Source organism: Escherichia coli DSM 30083 = JCM 1649 = ATCC 11775, from assembly GCF_003697165.2.
GTDB classification, from domain to species: Bacteria; Pseudomonadota; Gammaproteobacteria; order Enterobacterales; family Enterobacteriaceae; genus Escherichia; species Escherichia coli.
In genome coordinates, this window is record NZ_CP033091.2 from 87,276 (window position 1) to 109,669 (window position 22,394).

The 22,394-nt window shown below is 50.7% G+C and carries 23 protein-coding genes and 8 pseudogenes; 4 read left to right on the forward strand and 27 right to left on the reverse strand.

All coding sequences use genetic code 11. From position 1 onward, the window contains the following. Positions 1 to 281 precede the first annotated feature (281 nt). From EAS44_RS00510 to EAS44_RS25835, 3 genes and pseudogenes are all read right to left on the reverse strand, one after another. Positions 282 to 1,103: a DUF932 domain-containing protein gene (locus EAS44_RS00510; protein ID WP_001234468.1), complete on the reverse strand. Its 822-nt coding sequence runs from the start codon at positions 1,101 to 1,103 to the stop codon at positions 282 to 284. A 118-nt stretch (positions 1,104 to 1,221) separates the two neighbouring features. Then, positions 1,222 to 1,509: a hypothetical protein gene (locus tag EAS44_RS00515; RefSeq protein ID WP_000107520.1), complete on the reverse strand. Its 288-nt coding sequence runs from the start codon at positions 1,507 to 1,509 to the stop codon at positions 1,222 to 1,224. A gap of 24 nt (positions 1,510 to 1,533) precedes the next feature. Further along, a pseudogene (locus EAS44_RS25835) lies at positions 1,534 to 1,739 on the reverse strand (single-stranded DNA-binding protein). Positions 1,740 to 1,809: 70 nt separating this feature from the next. Between EAS44_RS25835 and EAS44_RS25265 the strand changes: the two are divergent. Further along, positions 1,810 to 2,131: pseudogene (locus EAS44_RS25265) on the forward strand (hypothetical protein); the annotation flags it as partial. Between the two features lie 276 nt (positions 2,132 to 2,407). Here EAS44_RS25265 and EAS44_RS00535 read toward each other — a convergent pair. The 7 genes and pseudogenes from EAS44_RS00535 to EAS44_RS00560 form a co-directional block, all read right to left on the reverse strand. Beyond that, entirely contained in the window at positions 2,408 to 2,530 is a 123-nt protein-coding gene (locus tag EAS44_RS00535; protein WP_223195199.1) for a Hok/Gef family protein, read from the reverse strand. Further along, positions 2,475 to 2,627, reverse strand: a pseudogene (locus EAS44_RS25475) (DUF5431 family protein); the annotation flags it as partial. The pseudogene EAS44_RS25475 and the gene EAS44_RS00535, both read right to left, overlap by 56 nt. A gap of 150 nt (positions 2,628 to 2,777) precedes the next feature. Next, positions 2,778 to 3,564 (reverse strand): annotated as a pseudogene (locus tag EAS44_RS00540) (plasmid SOS inhibition protein A). Next, positions 3,561 to 3,995: pseudogene (psiB, locus tag EAS44_RS00545) on the reverse strand (conjugation system SOS inhibitor PsiB). Before psiB ends, EAS44_RS00540 begins: the two co-directional pseudogenes overlap by 4 nt. A 54-nt stretch (positions 3,996 to 4,049) precedes the next feature. Beyond that, positions 4,050 to 6,008: a ParB/RepB/Spo0J family partition protein gene (locus EAS44_RS00550; RefSeq protein WP_000117202.1), complete on the reverse strand. Its 1,959-nt coding sequence runs from the start codon at positions 6,006 to 6,008 to the stop codon at positions 4,050 to 4,052. A gap of 63 nt (positions 6,009 to 6,071) precedes the next feature. After that, positions 6,072 to 6,305, reverse strand: coding sequence for a DUF905 family protein (locus EAS44_RS00555; RefSeq protein ID WP_000005988.1), 234 nt, complete (start codon positions 6,303 to 6,305; stop codon positions 6,072 to 6,074). Between the two features lie 67 nt (positions 6,306 to 6,372). Beyond that, positions 6,373 to 6,900, reverse strand: a pseudogene (locus tag EAS44_RS00560) (single-stranded DNA-binding protein); the annotation flags it as partial. Between the two features lie 300 nt (positions 6,901 to 7,200). Between EAS44_RS00560 and EAS44_RS00570 the strand changes: the two are divergent. Next, a complete protein-coding gene (locus tag EAS44_RS00570; protein WP_015056142.1) occupies positions 7,201 to 7,620 on the forward strand; it encodes a hypothetical protein in 420 nt (139 codons plus the stop codon). Positions 7,621 to 7,705: 85 nt separating this feature from the next. Here the strand turns inward: EAS44_RS00570 and EAS44_RS00580 are convergent, their stop codons facing one another. The 3 genes from EAS44_RS00580 to EAS44_RS00590 are packed head-to-tail and all read right to left on the reverse strand — an operon-like array spanning position 7,706 to position 9,960. Continuing rightward, the gene (locus EAS44_RS00580) at positions 7,706 to 8,269 is read right to left on the reverse strand and encodes a class I SAM-dependent methyltransferase (protein ID WP_001332335.1); all 564 of its coding nucleotides are present in this window, start codon (positions 8,267 to 8,269) and stop codon (positions 7,706 to 7,708) included. Between the two features lie 47 nt (positions 8,270 to 8,316). Next, positions 8,317 to 9,678, reverse strand: a complete 1,362-nt coding sequence (locus tag EAS44_RS00585; protein ID WP_000170680.1) for a DUF3560 domain-containing protein — start codon at positions 9,676 to 9,678, stop codon at positions 8,317 to 8,319. 51 nt (positions 9,679 to 9,729) lie between these two features. After that, positions 9,730 to 9,960 (reverse strand): hypothetical protein, encoded by a 231-nt coding sequence (locus tag EAS44_RS00590; protein ID WP_000218642.1) that lies wholly within the window; start codon positions 9,958 to 9,960, stop codon positions 9,730 to 9,732. A gap of 516 nt (positions 9,961 to 10,476) precedes the next feature. Here EAS44_RS00590 and EAS44_RS25480 point away from each other — a divergent pair. Beyond that, positions 10,477 to 10,736 (forward strand): annotated as a pseudogene (locus EAS44_RS25480) (hypothetical protein); the annotation flags it as partial. A 217-nt stretch (positions 10,737 to 10,953) separates the two neighbouring features. Here the strand turns inward: EAS44_RS25480 and EAS44_RS00610 are convergent. Genes EAS44_RS00610 through EAS44_RS00620 form a run of 3 tightly spaced genes read right to left on the reverse strand, consistent with a single transcriptional unit; the run spans position 10,954 to position 12,022 of the window. Next, positions 10,954 to 11,136, reverse strand: a complete 183-nt coding sequence (locus tag EAS44_RS00610) for a hypothetical protein (protein ID WP_001027505.1) — start codon at positions 11,134 to 11,136, stop codon at positions 10,954 to 10,956. After that, on the reverse strand, positions 11,136 to 11,597 hold the full coding sequence (locus EAS44_RS00615) for a DUF1380 family protein (RefSeq protein ID WP_042007484.1): 462 nt from the start codon (positions 11,595 to 11,597) through the stop codon (positions 11,136 to 11,138). Before EAS44_RS00615 ends, EAS44_RS00610 begins: the two co-directional genes overlap by 1 nt. Further along, the gene (locus tag EAS44_RS00620) at positions 11,597 to 12,022 is read right to left on the reverse strand and encodes an antirestriction protein (protein WP_001198922.1); all 426 of its coding nucleotides are present in this window, start codon (positions 12,020 to 12,022) and stop codon (positions 11,597 to 11,599) included. Before EAS44_RS00620 ends, EAS44_RS00615 begins: the two co-directional genes overlap by 1 nt. Before the next feature lie 401 nt (positions 12,023 to 12,423). On the opposite strand from EAS44_RS00620, the gene EAS44_RS00630 reads away from it, so the two are divergent. Beyond that, on the forward strand, positions 12,424 to 13,395 hold the full coding sequence (locus EAS44_RS00630; protein ID WP_000082154.1) for an IS110-like element ISEc32 family transposase: 972 nt from the start codon (positions 12,424 to 12,426) through the stop codon (positions 13,393 to 13,395). Between the two features lie 260 nt (positions 13,396 to 13,655). Here the strand turns inward: EAS44_RS00630 and EAS44_RS00635 are convergent, their stop codons facing one another. The 11 genes and pseudogenes from EAS44_RS00635 to EAS44_RS00675 all read right to left on the reverse strand — a co-directional run bounded on the left by EAS44_RS00635 (position 13,656) and on the right by EAS44_RS00675 (position 22,336). Continuing rightward, positions 13,656 to 13,868: a hypothetical protein gene (locus EAS44_RS00635; RefSeq protein ID WP_000092896.1), complete on the reverse strand. Its 213-nt coding sequence runs from the start codon at positions 13,866 to 13,868 to the stop codon at positions 13,656 to 13,658. Positions 13,869 to 13,880: 12 nt separating this feature from the next. Continuing rightward, on the reverse strand, positions 13,881 to 14,456 hold the full coding sequence (locus EAS44_RS00640; RefSeq protein WP_000343071.1) for a mobilome CxxCx(11)CxxC protein: 576 nt from the start codon (positions 14,454 to 14,456) through the stop codon (positions 13,881 to 13,883). 68 nt (positions 14,457 to 14,524) lie between these two features. Further along, positions 14,525 to 14,872 carry a hypothetical protein gene (locus EAS44_RS25275; protein ID WP_001350917.1) on the reverse strand — a complete coding sequence of 116 codons (348 nt, stop codon included), beginning with the start codon at positions 14,870 to 14,872 and terminating at the stop codon, positions 14,525 to 14,527. Next, a pseudogene (locus tag EAS44_RS25485) lies at positions 14,869 to 15,038 on the reverse strand (hypothetical protein); the annotation flags it as partial. The pseudogene EAS44_RS25485 and the gene EAS44_RS25275, both read right to left, overlap by 4 nt. Positions 15,039 to 15,674: 636 nt before the next feature. Beyond that, positions 15,675 to 16,646, reverse strand: coding sequence for a ParB/RepB/Spo0J family plasmid partition protein (locus EAS44_RS00655; protein ID WP_000817028.1), 972 nt, complete (start codon positions 16,644 to 16,646; stop codon positions 15,675 to 15,677). After that, the gene (sopA, locus tag EAS44_RS00660; RefSeq protein WP_001238646.1) at positions 16,646 to 17,812 is read right to left on the reverse strand and encodes a plasmid-partitioning protein SopA; all 1,167 of its coding nucleotides are present in this window, start codon (positions 17,810 to 17,812) and stop codon (positions 16,646 to 16,648) included. The genes EAS44_RS00655 and sopA overlap by 1 nt, the downstream gene beginning before the upstream one ends. A 299-nt stretch (positions 17,813 to 18,111) precedes the next feature. Next, positions 18,112 to 18,809, reverse strand: a protein-coding gene (locus tag EAS44_RS00665) for an IS1-like element IS1A family transposase (RefSeq protein WP_231528555.1) whose coding sequence is annotated in 2 segments (ribosomal slippage) — positions 18,112 to 18,560 and positions 18,560 to 18,809 — 699 coding nt in all. Because the reading frame shifts where the segments join, the coding sequence is not laid out codon by codon here. A gap of 225 nt (positions 18,810 to 19,034) precedes the next feature. Beyond that, a complete protein-coding gene (gene dqlB, locus EAS44_RS25730) occupies positions 19,035 to 19,130 on the reverse strand; it encodes a DinQ-like type I toxin DqlB (protein ID WP_000609144.1) in 96 nt (31 codons plus the stop codon). Between the two features lie 822 nt (positions 19,131 to 19,952). Continuing rightward, on the reverse strand, positions 19,953 to 20,048 hold the full coding sequence (gene dqlB / locus EAS44_RS25735; protein ID WP_000609147.1) for a DinQ-like type I toxin DqlB: 96 nt from the start codon (positions 20,046 to 20,048) through the stop codon (positions 19,953 to 19,955). 368 nt (positions 20,049 to 20,416) lie between these two features. Then, the gene (locus tag EAS44_RS00670; protein WP_000638861.1) at positions 20,417 to 20,584 is read right to left on the reverse strand and encodes a hypothetical protein; all 168 of its coding nucleotides are present in this window, start codon (positions 20,582 to 20,584) and stop codon (positions 20,417 to 20,419) included. Positions 20,585 to 20,833: 249 nt separating this feature from the next. After that, entirely contained in the window at positions 20,834 to 22,336 is a 1,503-nt protein-coding gene (locus tag EAS44_RS00675; RefSeq protein ID WP_000715081.1) for a hypothetical protein, read from the reverse strand. Between the last annotated feature and the right edge of the window lie 58 nt (positions 22,337 to 22,394).

Sequence of the window (22,394 nt, forward strand, 5' to 3'; positions counted from 1 at the left end):
TCAAATACCGGTTATGCCGCGACAGCGGCATGGAAGGCCACACACAAAAATATCATATGAGTGATAATGCTGACTGGCCGAAGCCCCGCAAAGCGGGAACCCATATTATATATATCCGGTAACTGCGTAGCCTCCTGCCAGACCATTTTTCGCGGGCACAATATTTACAGACTACCGAAAAGCCAGTTGATGAAATTGAGGCATATCAGACGACATAGCAATGCCGAAGGATGACAATATAAGTAAAGCCCCGAAAATTTTTCGGGGCTTTACCTATATTATCACGACTTCCACTCCCTGAACTGTTCGGCAATCATCCATAATGCTTTGTTGATTCTTATATCACCATCAATACCTGTAATGGCTCTTGTCCTGGTATTTTTCCCGGAGGCACTTCGCCCCGATAATCCACCTTTTATCATATTCTCCTGAACCCGCTGCCAGGTTGTCCAGAGATCGTTCTGTTTATCCTCCCGACGACGGGGAGTAATTATCTGTTCAGGCGTCACCGGCGTTTTATTTTCATCTTCATACCTGACCATCAGTGCAGCTCTGCCAAATAAATGTTGCTCGTCACTGTTAAGATGAATTTCTTTCATCGCCTCCATATTATCAGTGACCTTATCAAAGACACCGAGCACTTCATACGCTCCCTCGATAACCTGCCCGACAATATCACCTTTATGTGGAACGCGGATTTCGCCAAAATTATTTCCGCACACCAGGCCATTTGTGCAGACAAAACGAAAAATTCCGGGGATCATCTGATAACTGGATGAACCATCATGTGAATTAAGCAGGATAATTTCAGGAACTTCCTGCCCGTTAATATGCCCTTCCCTGCGAAGACGTAACATATGTTTACTGTATTCGCGACGTCCCAAATCACGAACCCGACTCTGACAGGCAAAGAATGGCTGGAAACCTTCATCACGTAACTTATTGATGATATTGATTGTTGGAATATACGTATAACGTTCACTCCGGGACTCATGTTTATCACCGGAAAACACCGAAGGCACAAACTGCATTAATTCATCATCCGTTAAAGGACGTTCACGGCGGATGGAATTATACCGACCAAAACGGGAAGCTAATCGCATAACAGCTACTCCTTTATGAAAGAATAAATTTAATAAAAAATTTTTCCGCTTAATATCATCCCTCCCGATCTCCATTAACAAGATTGCAACAATCAGGAGGGATATTCATCACATCCGGTCAGCAGATAGCCCGGATATCGAGGCCGGTACGCTTAATCTGACGCAGGAACTGTTTGAAGTGATCGGCTTCCGCAATGTTGATATGGCGGAACTGCGTATCCACACCCCGGCTGAGCGCATAGCTATAGCTGAAGGCCATCTTTTCCGGGTGGCTTTTGCGATATTTTTTCAGCTCAGTCAGGCTGCTGAATTCCAGGACGTCCCACTCTTCCCCGGTGTATTTTTTCTTCCCGGCAACAAGAAGCGTGTACGACGCGATGTTAACGTGGATATTTCGGGTACTCATCCTGCTTTCTCCTCTCTCTGGTTTTCAGCCCCCATCATCTGTTGAGTTTCGGGAGCCGCGGTTTTGACGTTTTGCGGGGACCTGCCGTTTGTTCCCTCCGGTATTCACCATCACCTGTTTGAGAACCTTCGCCGCAAGGGGCATCACTGCCACGGCCTGACGCACCTGTCCTGGGCAGAACGCAAAATTTTTTACCGGGTTTTGGGTAAAAAATTTTGTGGGCTGTTCATTTACCCTGGACAGTCAGTGCGGCAGGTTGTGGCTGTATCAGCTCCCGGCGACAGGGGCTTAAACAGGTGAATGGCACCGGACACAACAACGGGCAGGAACCCGCCGCAACGACGTGAAGCGCGGTTTGCGAAACGGCGTTGCCCCTTACATCCCGGCGGCCTTTTGCCGGGATGCCGGGAGCGCAGGCCACGGCGCGACAGAGGCGGCGCGACCGGAACGGTCGCTGCAAGCCCGGGGTTTCGCGTCAGGGATGGAAGCCCGCCAGGGCGGAGACAGCTCCGCTGGCTCCGTTCACGACAGCCCGCCCCGCCAGGGGGACGCCCGGAAAAGGCATAAGCAGGAGAACAACAAAACAGACAATAATCAGGGCAGCAGTAATCAGAGTCAGAACAGGAGGAAAAAGAGAATAATCAAAGGGAAGGTGATGTGATTTCTGACAGGTCATAAACAGAGAAGGCGGGGGAAAAGAACGGGCGCCGCAGGCGCACGTTCATCCCCGTTCCCGGAGGGAAACGGCCTTCCTGGCAGTCTGGTTGTTCATGCCCGCACAATGCCAGCAAGGAGAAAGGGGCCACCGGCGAACCAGCAGCCCCTTTATAAAGGCGCTTCAGTGCAGTCAGACCAGCATCAGCCCTGAAAAGGCGGGCCTGCGCCCGCCTCCAGGTTGCTACTTACCGCTGGATTCGTAAGCCAAACTTGCCGTAACCTCCCTGTATCCGTCCTTCAGCCGGACTTCGCACAGACGATTCCGGGTCAGGAGTGTGAATATTAACAACGTGCAGCACACGATTAATACGCACCAGATAAGGGCGTTTCCCGGTAGTTTCATGGTTTACTCCTCCTTGCATTAAGCACGGTAAGAGGCCATACTGTTGTTGATCAGACATACAGGGGGCCTCGTGGGTTAATGAAAAATTAACTACGGGGCTTTCTGCCTTCTGCCACACAACACGGTAACAAACCACCTTCACGTCATGAGGCAGAAAGCCTCAAGCGCCGGGCACATCATAGCTCATATCCCTGCACGCTGACCACACTCACTTTCCCTGAAAATAATCTGGTCGTTCAACCAGTTCACGGGTAATCCGTGTGATTATTGCCGCATCACGCTGCCTCCCGGAGTTTGTTCGGCACCATCCACCGCTCCATCTCACGGACAGCATGACCGGCCTCTCTGGCTGCCAGACTGGCTTCCGCGATAACCTGCCAGAATGGCATATCCTGCCACTGCCAGCGTTCCATTCCGGCCAGTGACGGAAAACGCTCGCCCCACTGCCAGAACAGGGGTTCCAGGTCATGCTCTGCCACCCGGTCACTCCAGCGTGCATGCCAGCTTCCGACTGTTTCCGGTGAATGAAATGCCAGTTCGATTTCAGCCTGAGCAACCAGCACCTGGTACGCACGGGCTTTCTGCTCTGCCTCCCTCGCTTGCTGGCGGCTGTACTTCTGCATGACCAGCGCGGATTTATGGCGACTGCGTTCCCTGACACGAAACCGCACCGACGGGAACAAGCGTTCTGCTGCATCGCCGGGAAGGGGAAGGAGGCAGACCTCGCCCTGTGTTTCAATCAGCACATCGATGGCACACAGCCACTGAAGACGGTTGCCGTGCAGTTCTTCTGCGGTCAGGGACGGCATGAAAAATCGCAGGTCAGACAGCGAAATCCGGCGGCTTCCGTTCAGACAGCGGAAAAATGCTCCCGCATACGGATATTCCGCCAGCGTGTTTCCCTGATGGCGGCGTTTTTCCGTCTCCGCCACCGCCCGCCATGCGGCCTGTTGCTCTGTGCTGAGGGGAACCAGTGCCCGTGAACGTGCGTTCATACCTGACCTCCTTCCGCCATCAGGATATGGATGATGTCGTTAACGCTGTACCCCTGCGCATCCAGTGACGCCGCCAGTGCCAGTGAATGGCTGACTGCTTCCGGTGCAAACCGCCGCTGTACCTGAACCACCGCAAACGGCTCACCACCGGCATTCACCAGAACCAGCACCCAGACCTGGGAGACATCACCCGGTGAACATAACGCCAGGTGAAAACGTTCGTGGGCAGGCGTGAAACGGACCTAGACGGGGAAAAAGCCGCCGAACTCGCTGCCGTACTCGCCATTCATCGTCCAGTTGTCCGGCGCATCCAGTTCCCGCATCACGGCGTGTGTCAGCTCACGGCGTTCATCACTTCCGGCAGCCCTGATATCTTCATATTCCTGTGCGTTCATGGTCTGTAATACATTCAGGGTCAGTTCAGTTTTCATCACGGTATCTCCCTTGCTGCTGCCCCGTCTCCGGCGGGGCGGTGTGGTTGTTCATCAGGCGGCATCAGCCAGGTTATCGGTGCGTTCAGTGGTATCCGTCTGTGGATGTGGTGCACACATCCAGCCAGGCACCCAGCGGTTGTCTTTCATATGGTGCTCTGCATGTTCAGCCGCATCACCTTTCTTCATCTTCTCTGCATCCCGTGCGGCACCGGACAGTCCGGCATCATTCAGAGCTGCGATAATCTGCGGCTTTTTCAGGTGTCCGAAGAAGTTTGCTTTTGTCGGCTGCCACCAGTCACGCATGTGAAAACCGATGGCGCTCTCCAGCGTGTCCAGCGGGCTGCGTGACGTGTGACCACACTCGCGGGTCTGAACGCCGTGGATGCTGCACGCGGTGCAGAAACTGAGCAGGGATAACAGCACCTCCTGACTGAGTGACAGGAACGTCGTCATGTCCCGTGACCATCCCTCCGGTAACAGGGCCGCAAGACGGGCTTTTTCTGCCATCATCGCCATGAACGCGGCACCTTCCTTCCCTGACGGCGCATCGCTGGTCAGCGAATAATGTTTACATTCCAGGCTGATTTGTGCTGGTTTACTGTACGCTCCGCTGCCAAACACATTCAGGCAGAGCGTCCATGCCAGCAGTGCCAGGGATTTGTCCGGTTGCTGCATGAGTGCCGCCTGGACTGCCAGCGTGCGTTCGGAAGACATTTTCGTCAGCAGTGGCAGACTGATTTCCTCCACTGATGCTTTCTCCTGCACCTGTTCCGTGCGGTCAGCGTCGTCAGCCGCGTCATCCTCGCTGCGCAACTGCACACCACGCTGGACACACACATTACCGTAACGCCAGGACACCACCACACCGCTTCCGGTACGCATCTCCGGCGTCCACGCTCTGACCTTCGCCATGCAGCGCATCAGCTTCATTTCTGCTTCCAGCAGGTCGGATTCCTCACACTGGTTTTCCAGCGCGTCGTAACGCGTCATCAGTTCGTTCAGGCGTTCTTCTTCCGCCTCCGTCAGCACCGCGTCCGGCTCCGGCAGACAGCGGTATGTTCCGGCATCCTCACGGCACTCACCGACAGGCTCCATGCGTCCGGCGCACCATTCCCAGCCTTCGGCTTCCCGAAGGTGTTCAGCGACAGCCTGGAGTTTTTCCAGCAGGGCAGCATCGAGCGCCACGCGGTCGACATAACCGTCCCCGTCATCGCTGAACAAATCAGTACGCAGTTCGTCAGGTGAGAAAGCATCAGCCCCCACGAAGCGGAATTTACTGTTCCCCGCCACCGCCACTTCACTTTCCGTAATCAGATTGCGGATAACCCGCACATCCGGTTTTCCGCCCCATCCCGACTGACAGGCGGCTTCAAACACCTGTACCTGACGCGCGGTGTCGTTCTCCAGCGCCAGCGCCTGACAGTGTTCGGTAGTGATGCGGTCTTCTGCCAGCGCATCGAGGATGACAGGCGCAAGGTCAGCCAGTTTCAGCATTCGCTGGACATAGCGGGGTGAATAGCCCAGCAAATCACCGATTTGTGCAGGTGTTTTGCCTTCCTGCGCCATTGCGCGGAATCCGGCAATCTGTTCAGCAGGGTGCATATCCCGACGATGACCGTTTTCAGTCATTGATGCCGCCGTCGCCAGCTCCTGCGGAATGACCTTCACACGGACAGGCCAGTCAGCCGGAATGATGCCACGCTCTGCCAGCATGTTGAGTGCAGCCAGTCGGCGACCACCTGCGGCGACACCGTAACGGTCACCAGGCAGGGTATGCACGACCAGATTCTGCAACAGGCCAACGCCCTTAATGGACTCCGCCAGTTCGCTGACAGACTCCGCAGAATACGGCACCGTGCGCACATTCAGTGGTGATTTAATCAGTGAGGCCAGCGGCACGCTCACTTCCGCCGTCTGCGCCAGCAGGGCAGACAGGGCAGTCTCCTGCTCTTTTGACGGTTTACGGCTGGATTTACGCTCCGTTTTTGTCTTAGACTCTGTAACCGACATATATTTCTCCTTTGACCGGGATGGTTGTATGTCTGCCGGACGCATTCCCGTCCGGCACCTCTCTTACTTAAGAATGCCGAAATCACGGATGGCATGGTTCATCCAGTACCCGGCACCGTCCTCAAAATTCCAGGTACGCCAGACCATTGCACCGTTATTACGGACAACCAGGCGAAACTGTTCGCCGTGGTCATCCTCGATAAAGACGTTCCGGTACTGTGCGGCAACAGCTTCGGCATGTTTGCGGGTAAAAGGACCGTCAGGCAGCCCCTGAAGTATTCTGAAATATTCGCTCATCCTCATCTCTCCGGTGATGCCCCGCACAGGACGGAGCGGTTGTCACAGTCAGTCGTTCAGAACGGGTATCATCTGAAAACCCGTAATCGTCACTCTCCGGCGGTTGCGGCTGCGACTCCGGCTGCGTGGCCTTACGTCCACGGCCTTTCGTTTTTGCGCCTCCTTTTTTCGTACCGGCCTCCGCCTGTGGTTCCGGCTGAGACTGACCGCTGAACTGTTGCCCCTCTTCCGGCTGAGTCTGAGCACCTGCGACACGTCCCAGCATCTGCATGGTGCCCGTGGTCTTAACAAGAATTTCGGTGACGTAACGGGTGATACCGTTATCCTCCCAGCTACGGGTGCGAAGCTGACCTTCGATGTAGACCTGCGCGCCCTTGCGCAGATATTCACCTGCCACTTCCGCGAGCTTGCCGAACAGCACCACACGATGCCATTCTGTCTGCTCCCGCATCTCCCCCGTCTGTTTGTCACGCCAGCTTTCTGATGTGGCCACCTGCAGGTTTGCCACTGCGCCCCCGTTGGGGATGTAACGGACTTCCGGATCTTTTCCCAGGCGTCCTACGAGAATGACCTTGTTAATGCCACGAACTGCCATGATGTGTCTCCTTCTGTTGATGTTTTCAGCCCCATCATCTTTTGAGTTTCGGGAGCCGCGGTTTTGACGTTTTGCGGGGACCTGCCTTTTGTTCCCTCCGGTATTCACCATCACCTTTTTGAAAACCTTCGCCGCAAGGGGCATCACTGCCACGGCAGGAAACGACTGTCCGGGGGCAGACCGCAAAAGTTTTTGCCTGCTTTTGGGCAAAAAGTTTTGCGGGATGTGCATTTCACCCCTGGACTGGCGGAGACGGTTGTGGCTGTCTTTGCCCCCGGCGACAGGGGCTTAAACAGGTGAATGGCACCGGACATAACAACGGGCAGGGACCCGCCGCAACGACGTGAAGCGCGGTTTGCGAAACGGCGTTGCGCCTTACATCCCGGCGGCCTTTTGCCGGGATGCCAGGAGCGCAGGCCACGGCGCGACAGAGGCGCGCGACCGGAACAGTCGCTGCAAGCCAGGGGTTTTGCGTCAGGGATGGAAGCCCGCCAGGGCGGAGACAGCTCCGCTGGCTCCGTTCACGACAGCCCGCCCCGCCAGGGGGACGCCCGGAAAAGGCACAGGCAGAAGAAGAACAAGACAGACAGTAATCAGAGCAGCAGAAAAAAGAAAAACAGTAGCAGTAGCAGGAACATCATCAGTAACAGACAAATGACAGATCTGAAAAGACAGAAGCCCACAGCAGAATTTCCGCGTAATGAAAGGGGCGGCGCGTGAGCGCGGCCCCTTTCAGCGCCACCGGCGCGCGGTCTTTTCCCGGCGCGGGCAGACGAGCATTTATCCTCCCGCCTGCCCGGAGTCTTCAGGCACGCAGACGAATAATCATCGTCGGGACATCGGTATAAGCAAATGTGCCGCGCGGCAGCTCCTCGCGGACGTCAGAAAACGGTAACAGCTTCTCCTGCTGGCGTGGCCCGTTGAGACAGACGGCGACCAGCACGCCACCCGGACGCAACAGGGAAAAGGCCCGCAGGATATGCCGGATATCCTGCCCGTGGCTGAACGGCGGATTCATGATAACCCGGCTGTAATACTGCACCGGCTGCCATTCCATGAAGTCGCCACACTGAACCCTGACACCGTTAAAATTTTCCCGCAGATACCGGACCAGCCCGCTGTTGATTTCCACCGCATCACACATGGCTACCGGCGCGGTATCCCTAATCGCCCGCAGTATGGCCCCGGTGCCGGCAGAGGGTTCCAGAATGTGATCACGGTTGCTGATCCCCGCCAGCGTCACCAGGCGATCACAGACCGGGGCAGGAGTCACAAAAAGCTGAGATTCAGCCCGGATTTCAGCAACCGGCGCGGCGTTATCCAGCCTTGCGCGCATCAGCCGGATACGTTCTCTTAACTGACTGTACATGTCATTATCTCCGTCATCCCCCGGGGATTTTCCCGGGAGGATATACCTTATTTCTGTGGGATTTCCGTAATCTTCATGTCGGTGATATACACATTCACCAGGCGGAAATTATTGTCCATTGTGCGGCGGTAACGATATGCCCCGTGGTCTTCTGCCTCTGCCACACTGCGCACGGCCTTACAGTCCCGGGGCAGGGCAGCCCACTGTGCCTTTGTCATTTCCCGGAAACCTTCTCCCGGATAGTTGACAACAGGCGGACGCTTAGCGGCCTGACTGGCGACGGCAGCCTCTTCTGCCGATGGTGCTTTGTAGTCCGTAATGCGATCGGGCGTCACTTTCATCGTGCCACTGTACCCGAGAAAACTGTAATTCGGCGTTGTGACTGAACTCACCGTCCCGTTGCTTTTGTTCACGCGGATGATGGTCAGCCACTCGCCCCGGCTGAAAACCTGTCCGCCCGGCTCAAAATCCTGTGTCCGGGTAACCACGCCGCCGCTTTCGTCCAGCATGGCACGCTCATAGATCAGGCGGTTCTGATAGTGGTTAACCCAGCGTTGCTGATGCTGAATCTGCCGTTTATGACAGCGGATCGCAATTTCGCGGGCCTGCTCCGTGGTGATGATGTCATCATCCAGGGCCGACCATAACGATCGACTTCCTTCATACTGGCTTTTTTCTGCCGGGCGCGGATACGTATCCAGCGGGAAACAGGCACTGATACGGTCATGACTACTGATGAGTTTTGCCATATTCAGATCCAGCGATTCAGCCCGCCATATCGTCAGATATTTCTGCGACTGCGCGATGGTCTTTTCAGCCTTGCGCAAATCAGCTTCGATTTTTTTGATACGACGCCAGCGAACGTCCGGACGTTCTTTATACTTCGCGTGAAGCAGTGCCGACCGCGCCCGCTCTTCCCAGTATTCCGCACGTTCAACGAGCATCACGGCACGTTTCATGCCGTTTTCAATACGCTGCGCATCACGACGGGCGCGGCGTTCGCTGTGATGCCCCACAAGAATGGGCTGACCGGGCGGGATCATCGCGGCCAGTCTTTCCACTTCATCAAGTGCCTGTGCGGATTCACTGGCCCGCTTTCCGCTGTATCCGGTAAACCGCTCCGCCCGTGCTTCCTGACGTTCAGCGAGCGTGCTGTCTTCATCCTCAATCTCTCCGGCAAGTGAGAGGAGCACGTCTTCCCGGCCCGGTGTCCAGGCTGGAGCCACAAACAGCGCCTGTTTTGGTGCCCAGCGAAAACCGGCATCATGCACTTTTTTATACGTCTCCGGGTCAAGACGTGACGCAGCATACAGGCGCAGTTTGTTGTCATCCGGTGAGTAGGTCGCGCGGTACATCTGCACAGGGCTGGCGGCTTCCGGGGCGGTCATGGTGATTGCTGCTAATGTCATAAAATGTTCTCCTTCCGTCTGTTGCCGCCCCTCGCGGGGCGGCTCACCTCATCAGTTAAAAGCGCGTTTCAGTTCAAGTGTGCGGAGCACCTGCCCGAAAGCCGTGTTTTTCATGGCGGGGATGTGTACACCACGTCCCCGGTGAAAACTCCGGGCTATGTGTCGCCCGAATGCTTTCAGCACGGGGTCAATTTCCGGCGCGGGGATGTCTTCGCGTCTGAAACGGGGATGACGGCGGGGCTTTACAGCCGCTGCGGAAGGTGAAACAATACTTACTGTCATAAATGAAACTCCTTATGACACAGGTTAGTGAAGCCGTGAAAATCGATTGCGGCGATTTCTACGGCGTGGATTAAGCAGGTCCCTGACCTGCTTTTTTCATATCTGCATCTGACGCTTTCCGGTGTTTTCCTCCTTCTGTTCCTGCGTTCTCATTACCTGCCAGCCGGATGACTGACAGAACAAATAAATGCGTATTGCCGGAGCCTGAAATAAATCCTGATTTTTAAAGAACATCACCCGTTGAGTTTCGGGAGCCGCGGTTTTGACGTTTCGCGGGAACCTGCTGCTGTATTCCCTGTGGTATGAACTTCACCCGTTTGAGAACCTTCGCCGCAAGGGGCATCACTGCCACGGCCTGACGCACCTGTCCTGGGCAGAACGCAAAATTTTTTACCGGGTTCTGGGTAAAAAATTTTGTGGGCTGTTCATTTACCCTGGACAGTCAGTGCGGCAGGTTGTGGCTGTCTCAGCCCCCGGCGACAGGGACTCATACGGGTGTGTGGCACTTGGCAGGCAATGAGCAGGGACCCGCCGCAACGACGTGAAGCGCGGTTTGCGAAACGGCGTTGCTCCTTACATTCCGGCGCCTTTTGCCGGGATGCCGGGAGCGCAGGCCACGGCGCGACAGAGGCGGCGCGACCGGAACGGTCGCTGCAAGCCATGGTTTCGCGTCAGGGATGGAAGCCCGCCAGGGCGGAGACAGCTCCGCTGGCTCCGTTCACGACAGCCCGCCCCGCCAGGGGGACGCCCGGAAAAGCCATAAACAGGAGAGGAACGGAAAGAAGAGGAAGAGGAAAAAGAAGAAGAACAATAACAAACACGGTAACCACAGAAAAATAACATCAGAAAAAACATTCCGGACACATCACTAACGGGAAGGGTAACGGGCGACGCGTCAGCGTGGCCCGCTTCCCTTCCGGCAGGCGTCAGCCTGCCAGGGGGGTTCGCGCGGGCTGACAGGCGGCCTCCACCGCCTGCCCTGTATCACCTGTTTCAGCTGCCCTGAAGGATATAGTGACCACCGAGGAAAACCGCCTGCTGATTCGTCACAAAATCGCAGATTTCATCAACAATCTGCGCGGTGGTGAGCGGTTTCTGCCCCATCTCACGACGCCGCGCATTAATCACGGTTTTGTAATTACGCAGAATTTCGCGGGTTTCCGTGCTGATATTCATTACCCGTTCTCCCCGTCCAGCGCCTGACGCATCACCCGCATAATCTCACGTTCTTCCCTGACAAATGCGTCACCGTCGCCCCCGTTCTCGCTCCCGACAGCATGGAGGCGATAAATTTCACTACCAGCCATCACCATCACTTTTTCCAGCAGCACCGCAGGGACTGTTACAAGGCGGTTTACGCGCTTTTCCTCCATCAGTTCATTGACAATATCGGAAACAACTCTGTCACATGCGCCATATACAAAAGCATCGTCCAGCCGCTGCATGACGGTTTCCAGCTCATCGTCTGACAGGTTCCAGTCCTGAGCCATATGGCGCACATTCCCACGGGTCAGCACCACGGCAAAAACGCATTCACTGTCCGGCACGTCTGTATCCAGTACATCGCGGATAATTTCTTTAACAGTACATGTTCTCGTCTCCTTTACAGGGGCGGCATTGCCGCCCCGTCCGTTAATCAGTCCAGCGCCGCGTAAATCGCGTTACATTCGGGGTGAAATTCGATGTGGCTCCACAACTGCGCATCACGCATCCGGTACAGGTGTGTCAGCCCTGCGTTACCGCTGTCGTGGTACAGCCACAACTGGCGGTTAATCACAAGGGAAGTCAGAATGATGCCTGCGGCATCGGCACTGACCGTGCGGTCAAACCAGTTTTCACCGTTAACCAGATGAAAACGGTCGCCATCCGGCATCATGTAACCGCCACCGTCCGGCAGGCGGATGAAGTGCCAGAAGCCTCCCTGATATTCCGGCATCATTTTTTGCGCCAGCGCGTACACATATGCTTCGGCATACAGAAAATCGTTGCCAAACAGGTAAGGCAGAAAAGACAGACGGTCGCACTCTTCAACATTCAGAGTGACAGGTTTCGCATACTGCATGGGATTTCCTCCGTTGTTCACATATTCCGCGACACCGGGCTGTGCCGTGCCTCCATAAAAGCCGGGCGATAAGGCGGGGATGCAAAGGGCGCAAGGGAAGCCGCAGCCTGACACACACGGCTGGCGGGAGTTGGAGGGTGAGACCGCGAAATCTGAGCGGGTAAACGACCGGAAAATCACGGCAGACGGGAAGGAGGGACCGGGTGACCGCAGCGGCGAAGCGTATCCTTATATCTTGAAGATGGCATAAACTGAATCTGTAGGTCTGGCAAAGCTCATGCAGCACGTGCGAACCCGAGGGTATTAAGCCCGCATGCAAGCGTCCCGCGCATGAGCTGAGTCACTCATCACAAATCCGTACAGTTGATTGAAACCAAATTCGTATCGTAAGGAAGGGTCATATGAGTCAACCAAATCTGCAATGCATGGGTATTGATGTTGCCAAACTATCGCTGGACATCGCCACCACCGACACGATTGAGCCATTCACTGTGGGTAACGATGAGGATGGTTTCGCTGTTATCACAGATAAACTGAAGCACACCAAAATTAACCTGATTCTCATGGAAGCTACCGGTGGCCTTGAAGCAGCCATTGCCTGTAAGCTTCAGTCAGAAGGATACGATGTGGTTGTGATCAACCCACGACAGGCTAGGGATTTTGCCCGTTCAATGGGATATCTGGCTAAAACAGATAAACTTGACGCCGCCATGCTAGCACAACTGGCCCTGGTCATTGATCGCCATCCGGACCGCAGTCGTTATATACGGCATCTGCCAGATGAGGCACGAGCAGTACTTGCCGCAATGGTCGTCCGTCGTCGTCAGTTGAACCATATGCTGGTCGCTGAGCGTAATCGTCTCTATCCTTCTCATCCCCAAAGCAGGAAGAGTATCGATAACATTATTGATGCGCTTCAAAACGAGCTCGACCGGATCAATGAGCAAATGAAACAACACATGACAGCATTCTTCCAGGAGCAGGCCAGACTGATAGGCAGCGTGAAAGGCGTCGGCGATATCACCGTCGCGTCGCTGATTGCCGAACTACCGGAACAGGGGAAACTCAATCGACGGGAGATTAGTGCTCTAACTGGCGTCGCTCCTCTAAACAGAGACTCCGGGAAAATGCGAGGGAAACGGACCACGTTTGGTGGCAGAGCCGGAGTGAGAGCAACGTTGAACATGGCAGCTCTGGTGGCTACGCAGTTTAATCCTGCCATAAAGCTGTTCTACCAGCGTTTGCTTGCCGCCGGAAAACCCAAAAAACTTGCTCTGGTCGCCTGCATGCGCAAACTCATCACCATTCTGAATACCATGCTCAGAAAAGGGGAAGAGTGGAACGCCTCATTTCAATCACAGGTAATCTCATGACTGCCGGTCATTTTACATAATGACAGAAAGAACAACTTATCCCGCAGGCCTGTTGTGATCCGCCCTCCCACGGACAAAGCATCCGCGATGTCAGTGGGGCCGCTGCTCATAGCTGCTGATAGTGCAGCTTTCGGCTGTTTTTGTACCAAATACGGAGAATTGCAAGATAGCGGGCAATAGCCACTTTTTTAACAGGATGTAAAGATGCTAGTTACAATATAAAGAAATCTATCAAGCCGCTAGTCAAGCGGCTTTGGTCGTTACTTGCCGCAGAGTGGACACCCACCTTGCATAGGGGCAAAGTTAATTGACTGCGATTTACGGATGCTTTCATTGACGGCAAAGCTCTCCATGCCCTCTTGCAGAGGTACTCTTCGGTTATCCTTATAAAAATGACTAAGAACCCGTAGGAACTCCTTTCGATCTTCTTCAGAAGCCTCGAAGTAAGCGTTAAGAATTTTTGCACTACTCATATGTTCTCCTTGTTAAAATTTCCCACAACCATCACAAACACATTTTCCCGGTTTCAAAGTTAGGGGAACGACATTACAAATATGGCATTTTTTTTTGAAGTAGAAACAGGACATACGGTTTGCATAACGAAGTTCTTTATCACTCACACACAAAGTTAAGTCTTCCTGCTCCCTTCGCTCAAATTTTTCCGTCAAATCGTCTATCAAAATTTCCAATTTGGCTTCGTCAAGCTTACCTATTTTCTTGCGAACACTACCAGCTAGGTTATAAATGGCTGTATTTTCCTTAACGGAAGCCATGCAATCACTATATGAGCGATCCCATCCGGAAACCAAAGACCACAGCGAGAACCCCAATTGCATGATACTTGCCACACCGGCAATTGTGATGCAAAGCGGCAGAAATGGAGCTTCAAGTCCGAATGATAAAACTGCACAACCTATCATCAGTGGAACAAAGACCCCAAGGAAGGTGACAACCTTACGCTTCCAGTCTAAGGATCTCATACGCCTATCAAAAATTCGAGACGTACCATATGAAATAAATTCTATGTGTGCCACTTCAGCACGAGTTTTCTCTTCATCCATAATCAATAAAACTTGTTATCCGGTGTTTTAATCTTTAATAAGACTGACCCTGCTCATATTATTTAGAATCATTTAAAATGTCGATGCCCGACACGAGAGATATCTCGCTCAAAACAGCCTGTCAGCGTAGTATCGAAGCGAGTCAGTTTTTTGCTTGAGATGGGCGATTCCATAATATTATCCCGTACTTTTTTCAGATAACCGCCTCCCATTAAGACAGTTGCTTGCATCAACGCCAGCCCGGCTAAGATGGAGGCACGGCACAGCCCGCACACGACTCGACGTCCACATAACTGAACCCCCACAAGGCCATGCTCCGCATGGCCGGGTAAAGCGGAGCCGGCGGCGACTTCCTTTGTGCTCTGTCCGGGGACCGGCAGGAAAAAGGCGGGGATTTTCCCCGCCATCGTCATCATTTCCGGATTTTTGCCAGGGCATCCGCCATGCTGCGGATTTCATCCCGTGCCTCCAAGAAAACTCCCGCAGAATATAGCGGTCAAACAAGCGGCGGGGCGGTTCACCCGGTATACGCAGCACATCACAGACCAAGCCACTGGCCAAGATATGTTCCACACACTCACTGGCAGGCATTAATGGAATCGTAGTCTCACGCTGATAATCAGATCGACAATACAAGTGAGACCGTGGTCCCAGACTGATTAGCAGACCAACAATACGAGTGGGACCGCGGTCCCAGACTGATTATCAGACTAACAATATGAGTGGGACCGTGGTCCCAGACCGATAATCAGACCAACAATATGAGTGGGACCGTGGTCCCAGACTGATTAGCAGACCGACAATATGAGTGGGACCGTGGTCCCAGACTGATTAGCAGACCGACAATATGAGTGGGACCGTGGTCCCAGACTGATTAGCAGACCGACAATATGAGTGGGACCGTGGTCCCAGACTGATTAGCAGACCAACAATACGAGTGGGACCGCGGTCCCAGACTGATTAGCAGACTAACAATATGAGTGGGCCCGTGGTCCCAGACCGATAATCAGACCGACAATATGAGTGGGACCGTGGTCCCAGACTGATTATCAGACCGACAATATGAGTGGGACCGTGGTCCCAGACTGATTATCAGACCGACAATACAACTGGGACCGTGGTCCCAGATATAATATTCAGGCCAGTTAGTTATGTTTTCTAGCCTGTGCTAAAGGAAATTAAGTAAAGACAGATAAATGTAGACTAAAACGTGCCGCATCAAAGTGCCGCTTTTTCAAGTTCCTTAAGAATGGCTTCAATTCTCTCTATACACTCAGTTGGAATACGAGATCTATCTAGGTTTAACACCATTTTATCGCCCTTGTACAACACTGTCGCTCCAGGAGCAAACTGATGTCGTGAGCTTAAGCTAGTTCTTGAGGCAGATGACGTTTTAAGCACAGACGTTAAAAGAGTGATGACTTCTTCAGCTTCAAATATCACTCCTGCTTTTTTCTGCTCGTGAAGGTTAGATGCCTGCTGCTTAAGTAATTCTTCTTTATCTGTAAAAGCTCTTTGAAGTGCATCACCTGACCGGGCAGATAGTTCACCGGGATGAGAAAAAAGAGCAACAACTGATTTAGGCAGTTTAGCTGTGTTGATACAGCGGGTAATAATCTTACGTGAAATATTTTCTGCATCAGCCAGCGCAGAAATATTTCCAGCAAATTCATTCTGCAATCGGCTTGCATAACGCTGACCACGTTCATAAGCACTTGTTGGCCTATAATCGTTACCCAATCTGGACAATGCAGCCATCTGCTCATCATCCAGCTCACCAACCAGAACTCGATAATCACTTTCTGTAAGTGCAGCAGCTTTACGACGGCGGCTCCCATCGGCAATTTCTATGACCCCAGACACTCTTCGACCGAATGCTGGTGTCTGCTGACCTGTCAGTAGAAAAGAAGGGATAAGATCATCCAGGGCGTCTTCGGTAAGCAGTTCCTGGTCACGTTCATTACCTGACCATACCCGAGAGGTCTTCTCAACACTATCTCCCCGGAGCACCTCAAGGGTAAATTTCACGTCCCTACCACATACAGGCAAAGTAATAGCATTGCCACGAGCCATAGCTCCTACGCGCGCAATTAACGAATCCACCATCGGTGCAGCTGGTGCCGATGACGGAGTATCTTCAAGCGGTTGAGTCTTAATCGTATGTTTTGGAATGACAGGCGCACGCTTCATTATCTAATCTCCCAGCGTGGTTTAATCAAACGATCGAAAATTTCATTGCAGACAGGTTCCCAAATAGAAAGGGCATTTCTCCAGGCACCTGTTGAAGAGCGTTGATCAATAGCCTGTTCAAAAACAGTTCTCATCCGGATCTGACCTTTACCAACTTCATCCGTTTCACGCACAACATTTTTTAGGACCATGCTTCCCCAGGCGTCCCGAATTTGCTCCTCCATCCACGGGGACTGAGAACCATTACTATTACTGTATTTGGTAAGCAAAATACGTACATCAGGCTCGAATCCTTTAAGATCTACGTTTTTGAGCAGATCACGAAGCATATCGAAAAACTGCAGAGCGGAAGTGTAGTCGAACAACTCAGCAGGCGTGGGGACAATCAACACATCAGCAGCACATACAACATTAATCGTGCCGATACCTAGGTTAGGCGCGCTGTCAATGACAATGACATCATAGTCATGAGCGACGGTTTCAATGGCCAGTCGGAGCATCAGGTGTGGATCGGTGGGCAATTTACCTTCATCAAATTTGCCCATTAGCTCAGTTTCAATGCGGTGCAGAGCCAAACAGGAAGGAATAATGTCAAGCCCAGGCCAGCAAGTAGGCTTTATTGCATAAGTGACATCGTCCTTTTCCCCAAGATAGAAGGGAAGGAGAGTATCCTCTGCATGAATATGAAGATCTGGCACCCAGCCGTGATACATCGATGCTGTTCCCTGGGGGTCGTTACCTTCCACGAGCAGAACACGTAATCCCTTCAGAGCCAGATCCTGAGCAAGATGAACAGAAACAGAGGTTTTGTAAACGCCCCCTTTATGAGCAGCAACTCCAATCACCGGCGGAAATACGTCTTCAGCACGTCGTAGTCTCGTACCAAACACGTCACGCATATGATTAATTTGTTCAATTGTATAACCAACACGTTGCTCAACCCGTCCTCGTATTTCCATATCCGGGTGCGGTAGCCGGCCTGCTTTCTCGGCATCCCTGATAGCCTGAGAAGATACTCCAACTAAATCCGCTGCTTCACCTATTCTCCAGCGTCGGGTGATTTTCCTCGCTTCCGGGCTGTCATCATTAAACTGTGCAATGGCGATAGCCTTCGTCATTTCATGACCAGCGTTTATGCACTGGTTAAGTGTTTCCATGAGTCTCATTCTGAACATCCTTTAATCATTGCTTTGCATATTTTCATTTAATCTTGCATTTTATTGCAAAGCAACAACAAAATTGCAAAGTAGTCAAAAAACCGCAAAGTTGTTTAAAATGAGAGCAACACATCAAAAAAGGAAACAGGAAGAGCACATACCTCAGTCAATAATTATCACTAGTACTCGTAGCCGTCGTGTAACCGAGCGTAGCGAGCTAACTGGCGAGGACGCGCGCTAACTGTTCACACTCAGTATCCCTAGCACCAAAATAACTATCTGATGGTCAAGGCGGTAATGACTCCAACTTATTGATAGTGTTTTATGTTCAGATAATGCCCGATGACTTTGTCATGCAGCTCCACCGATTTTGAAAACGACAGCGACTTCCGTCCCAGCCGTGCCAGGTGCTGCCTCAGATTCAGGTTATGCCGCTCAATTCGCTGCGTATATCGCTTGCTGATTACGTGCAGCTTTCCCTTCAGGCGGGATTCATACAGCGGCCAGCCATCCGTCATCCATATCACCACGTCAAAGGGTGACAGCAGGCTCATAAGACGCCCCAGCGTCGCCATAGTGCGTTCACCGAATACGTGCGCAACAACCGTCTTCCGGAGACTGTCATACGCGTAAAACAGCCAGCGCTGGCGCGATTTAGCCCCGACATAGCCCCACTGTTCGTCCATTTCAGCGCAGACAATCACATCACTGCCCGGCTGTATGCGCGAGGTTACCGACTGCGGCCTGAGTTTTTTAAGTGACGTAAAATCGTGTTGAGGCCAACGCCCATAATGCGGGCAGTTGCCCGGCATCCAACGCCATTCATGGCCATATCAATGATTTTCTGGTGCGTACCGGGTTGAGAAGCGGTGTAAGTGAACTGCAGTTGCCATGTTTTACGGCAGTGAGAGCAGAGATAGCGCTGATGTCCGGTGGTGCTTTTGTCGTTACGCACCACCCCGTCAGTAGCTGAACAGGAGGGACAGCTGATAGAAACAGAAGCCACTGGAGCACCTCAAAAACACCATCATACACTAAATCAGTAAGTTGGCAGCATCACCATCAGAAGCTTTTTGAAAATTAACTCAAGAAATACTATGGAGGATCATGGAGGGGGCAGGAATACTTTACATGGCGTTATTACAGAGTTAACAACTGCCCCTTTGAAAATTACATATGCTGGCTGGGAGCTATTTGGAACTTCCTGTCCTGAGTTACGTTTCCGCTGTCATCAAACGATGAACTGGCGAATCAGTTCCAGAACTGCAATCCGCGCGTTTGCAACGGCGACCACATCCCTGAGAATGATGATTAACAGGTTAATCATTCGTTTCTCTTAGCCCAACCTCACTGAACTGACCCCCATAAAGTTGGGCTTTTCTGTGCCTGTTGTTCACCAGTTTCCCAGACACGTCGCCTGGTGACGTGAGAACCTGGTTCAAATTTACTGTTCTGGCCATATGCATTCAGGAAACTGGCTATCAGCTCCGATGCTGTCGCCGATATTGTCATTCACTGATATTTTTCAGTAGGTTACAGGAAATGACACATTCAAAAAATAGTCATTTGTTGATGGATACAGTATCGACGGTACGCTACGTGAAATCTGGAAAATTTTGGCGGGTAAGTGACTCAATTTTTAAATCTCCGCTCCTGTTTTTTGGGATGTGTCAGCAATTATGACCTGAAGAAGAGGTGCGTCCGACAACAAAAATTCCGATCACCAAAAAAATTTTGGACATTTTTTCCGATAATGCATTTTTGTCCAGGGGGATATGAACGACAGGACAGGGCGAAAAGGAAGCGGTTATCCTGAATAACCCAGGATATGGGCACATATACTGGAACAGGGCACCGGATAAAGGAACAGAACGCGTGAATGTTGTAACTAATGAGGTATGGACAGAATAACCTGTATGTCCAGGTGATGCGGGAAATCTTATTCAAATTATCTGGTGCGGTCGCAGCTGATAAAGGCGTTGGCCAACGCGCTCAATACAAAGCTGGCGTTTAGATGATTTGTTATTTTACAGTGAGTTATGTCATTTCTGCCGAGGAGAATATTGGTGAGTTTTTTTGAAAAATATCACAGTACGTTAAAGGGCAGGAAGCGGTTCACTTCCTGTCCTTAGTTACGTTTCCGCTGTCATCAGTCGATGAACTGGCGAATCAGTTCCAGAATTGCAATCAGCGCGTTTGCAACGGCGACCACAGCCCTGAGAACGATGATTAACAGATTAATCATCCGTTTCTCCAGTAAAACTGGAGGAAATCACCGTTGCTTGCTCTTACACTGCCTGTCACAACGGTTCTCTCGCATTGTTAGGTGCAGAGTGACTTCCTCCTGCCAGAGCACTAAACACAGCACCACCTGTTTGTTCAGCCAGGACTTTAAAATCGTTCATACCTGCATAAACGGGAAGGGCAGAGGAAGAAGCCACACCACACGGCTAACTTCATGATTATAAGGTATATAAAACCCACGATACACAACTAAATGTGGTGCCTTAACCACAGTTAGTTGCAATACTGCGGCTGAGTGCATAAAATGTAAACGTTAGGTGTAGAGTGACTTCCTCCGGTCAGAGCCACCAACTCAGAACCGGAACCGTATTAAAACCCGACCTCACCAGTCGGGTTTTTTACGCCTCTCGTTGACTGCACTTCCTTTTTTTCTCCCTCATTTGAGGGGCTTTCTCTTTCAGTTTTTTTGTTGCGGTCGATGCAGCCGGTTGCGCTGGCCAACTGCTTGATGCCGACGGCGGCATTTTCATAAATCACATTTTTCAGTAAGTTGAGTAACACAAGATGATTAAAAAAGCTGTCATTTTTTTTGATGGATGCAGTAGCGGCGATGCGCTACGTGAATTCTGAGGTTTTTCAGGAAGGACTGAGCGCGAGAATTGGCGAGAGGACATCAAAATATTTTTTGGGCATGAATGGAAATTCCCCCTGTTCTGGGCATTAAACAAATCCCACTCTGAAAAGTGGGATTTTAAGGAGCATCAGAGTCATACCAATGCTGTTCTTCTAACGAGCTGCCAATAAATTATTTACTACATATCGATATGAGATATCCAAATTATTCAATAATGACCGCATAACCATGTCTGTAATTTGTATTATTAGATCACTTTGTTCAGGGCTAAGTTCCTTTACCATAAAATGCTCATACATATTATTATATGCTTCATGCTCATTTTCTGTTGCATGGCGTCCACATAAATATGGGAGATAAATATTATATTTACTTTCCACCTGTAAAGCTATATCTCCAACATGAGAGAAAAATTCTTTTCCACTTAACTCCAGTATCATCATAAACCAGAACCTGATAACAGGATCTCTGTGTTTTAATCCGAACAAAGAAAACTTAACTATATTTTCTCTATGCATATCCATATCTGAATTAAGAAAAATAAACTCAAGAGTATCACTGGCACTCCAACGTAACATATCATCAAGTTGAAGTGACTTCCAGTCATGATAAAATAAACGGCTATGCTCTGACAAGTGTAATGCATAATCATTTATAATCTTTTCACTTTCTGATTCAGGCTGTTCATATGTAAAAACATATTTATTAATATCTCTATACCCCATAATATCAACAATCCAAAGAGGTATGAAACTTTTCAATTTCAATTGAGGGTCTATTGAGGTGTTAACCAGCCATTTAAAGAACTCATGACTCGATATTTTTTCCAGGTAATTGTTTATATGTTCAATATGTCTACCATCGTTATGGCTTTTGTTTTCTATCACAAATTCAGGGTATATAGGTGCAACATTTTTCCCTACAGGTAATGATTCAAAAAATGACGGATGACTTCCATTAAGAACATAACTGGACAGGTAATTATAAAAAGAGTCATGAATTCCTTCAAATATATCAAACATTCTCTTTGATAGAGTAGCCATTTTCTTATAAGAATCTGGTGACAACTCTATATTTTCAAAAACACCTTCTGACTTCCATACATGTCCATTTTCAAGATTAAGGTGAAATGTTCCAAAATAACGGAGTGATATTCCCAAATGATTGGCAACTTGATCAGCAATAGGACTAATTCTTGAAAAGAATATATTACCGCAAGTTTCTCCTGACTCGGAGTGAGAATATCGAAGTATTGGGTCTCCTCCATCATCTACACAAAGTCTCATAAAATCAATACCAAATTTTCGGAAACACTCCATTTCTCGACTAATAAACAACCAGTATATAACATCACTTGCTTTCCAGTTAAGTTTGTCATCTATATATAGTTTCCTCCAGTCTTCCAGAAACAATCTTGAATGTGTTTCATCCTCGATTGTTCCACCGTTTATAACAGATTTATATTCATTATCATTGTTATCAAACCTGATAACCCATTTATTCATGTCTCTGAAGTTCATTATGAAATGAGCCATAACAGGAGCAAATAATAGTTTATCTTTCAACGCTATACAATCTGAAGAAATCAAACTATAAAAATCATGTTGTTCAAGCTCCTTTCGCTGTTCATCCCTAAATTGATAAAATTTCTTCATAGTGATATCTCCTGTTACTCAATAATATATAGTATACCAATACAGTAGTTTTATCAGC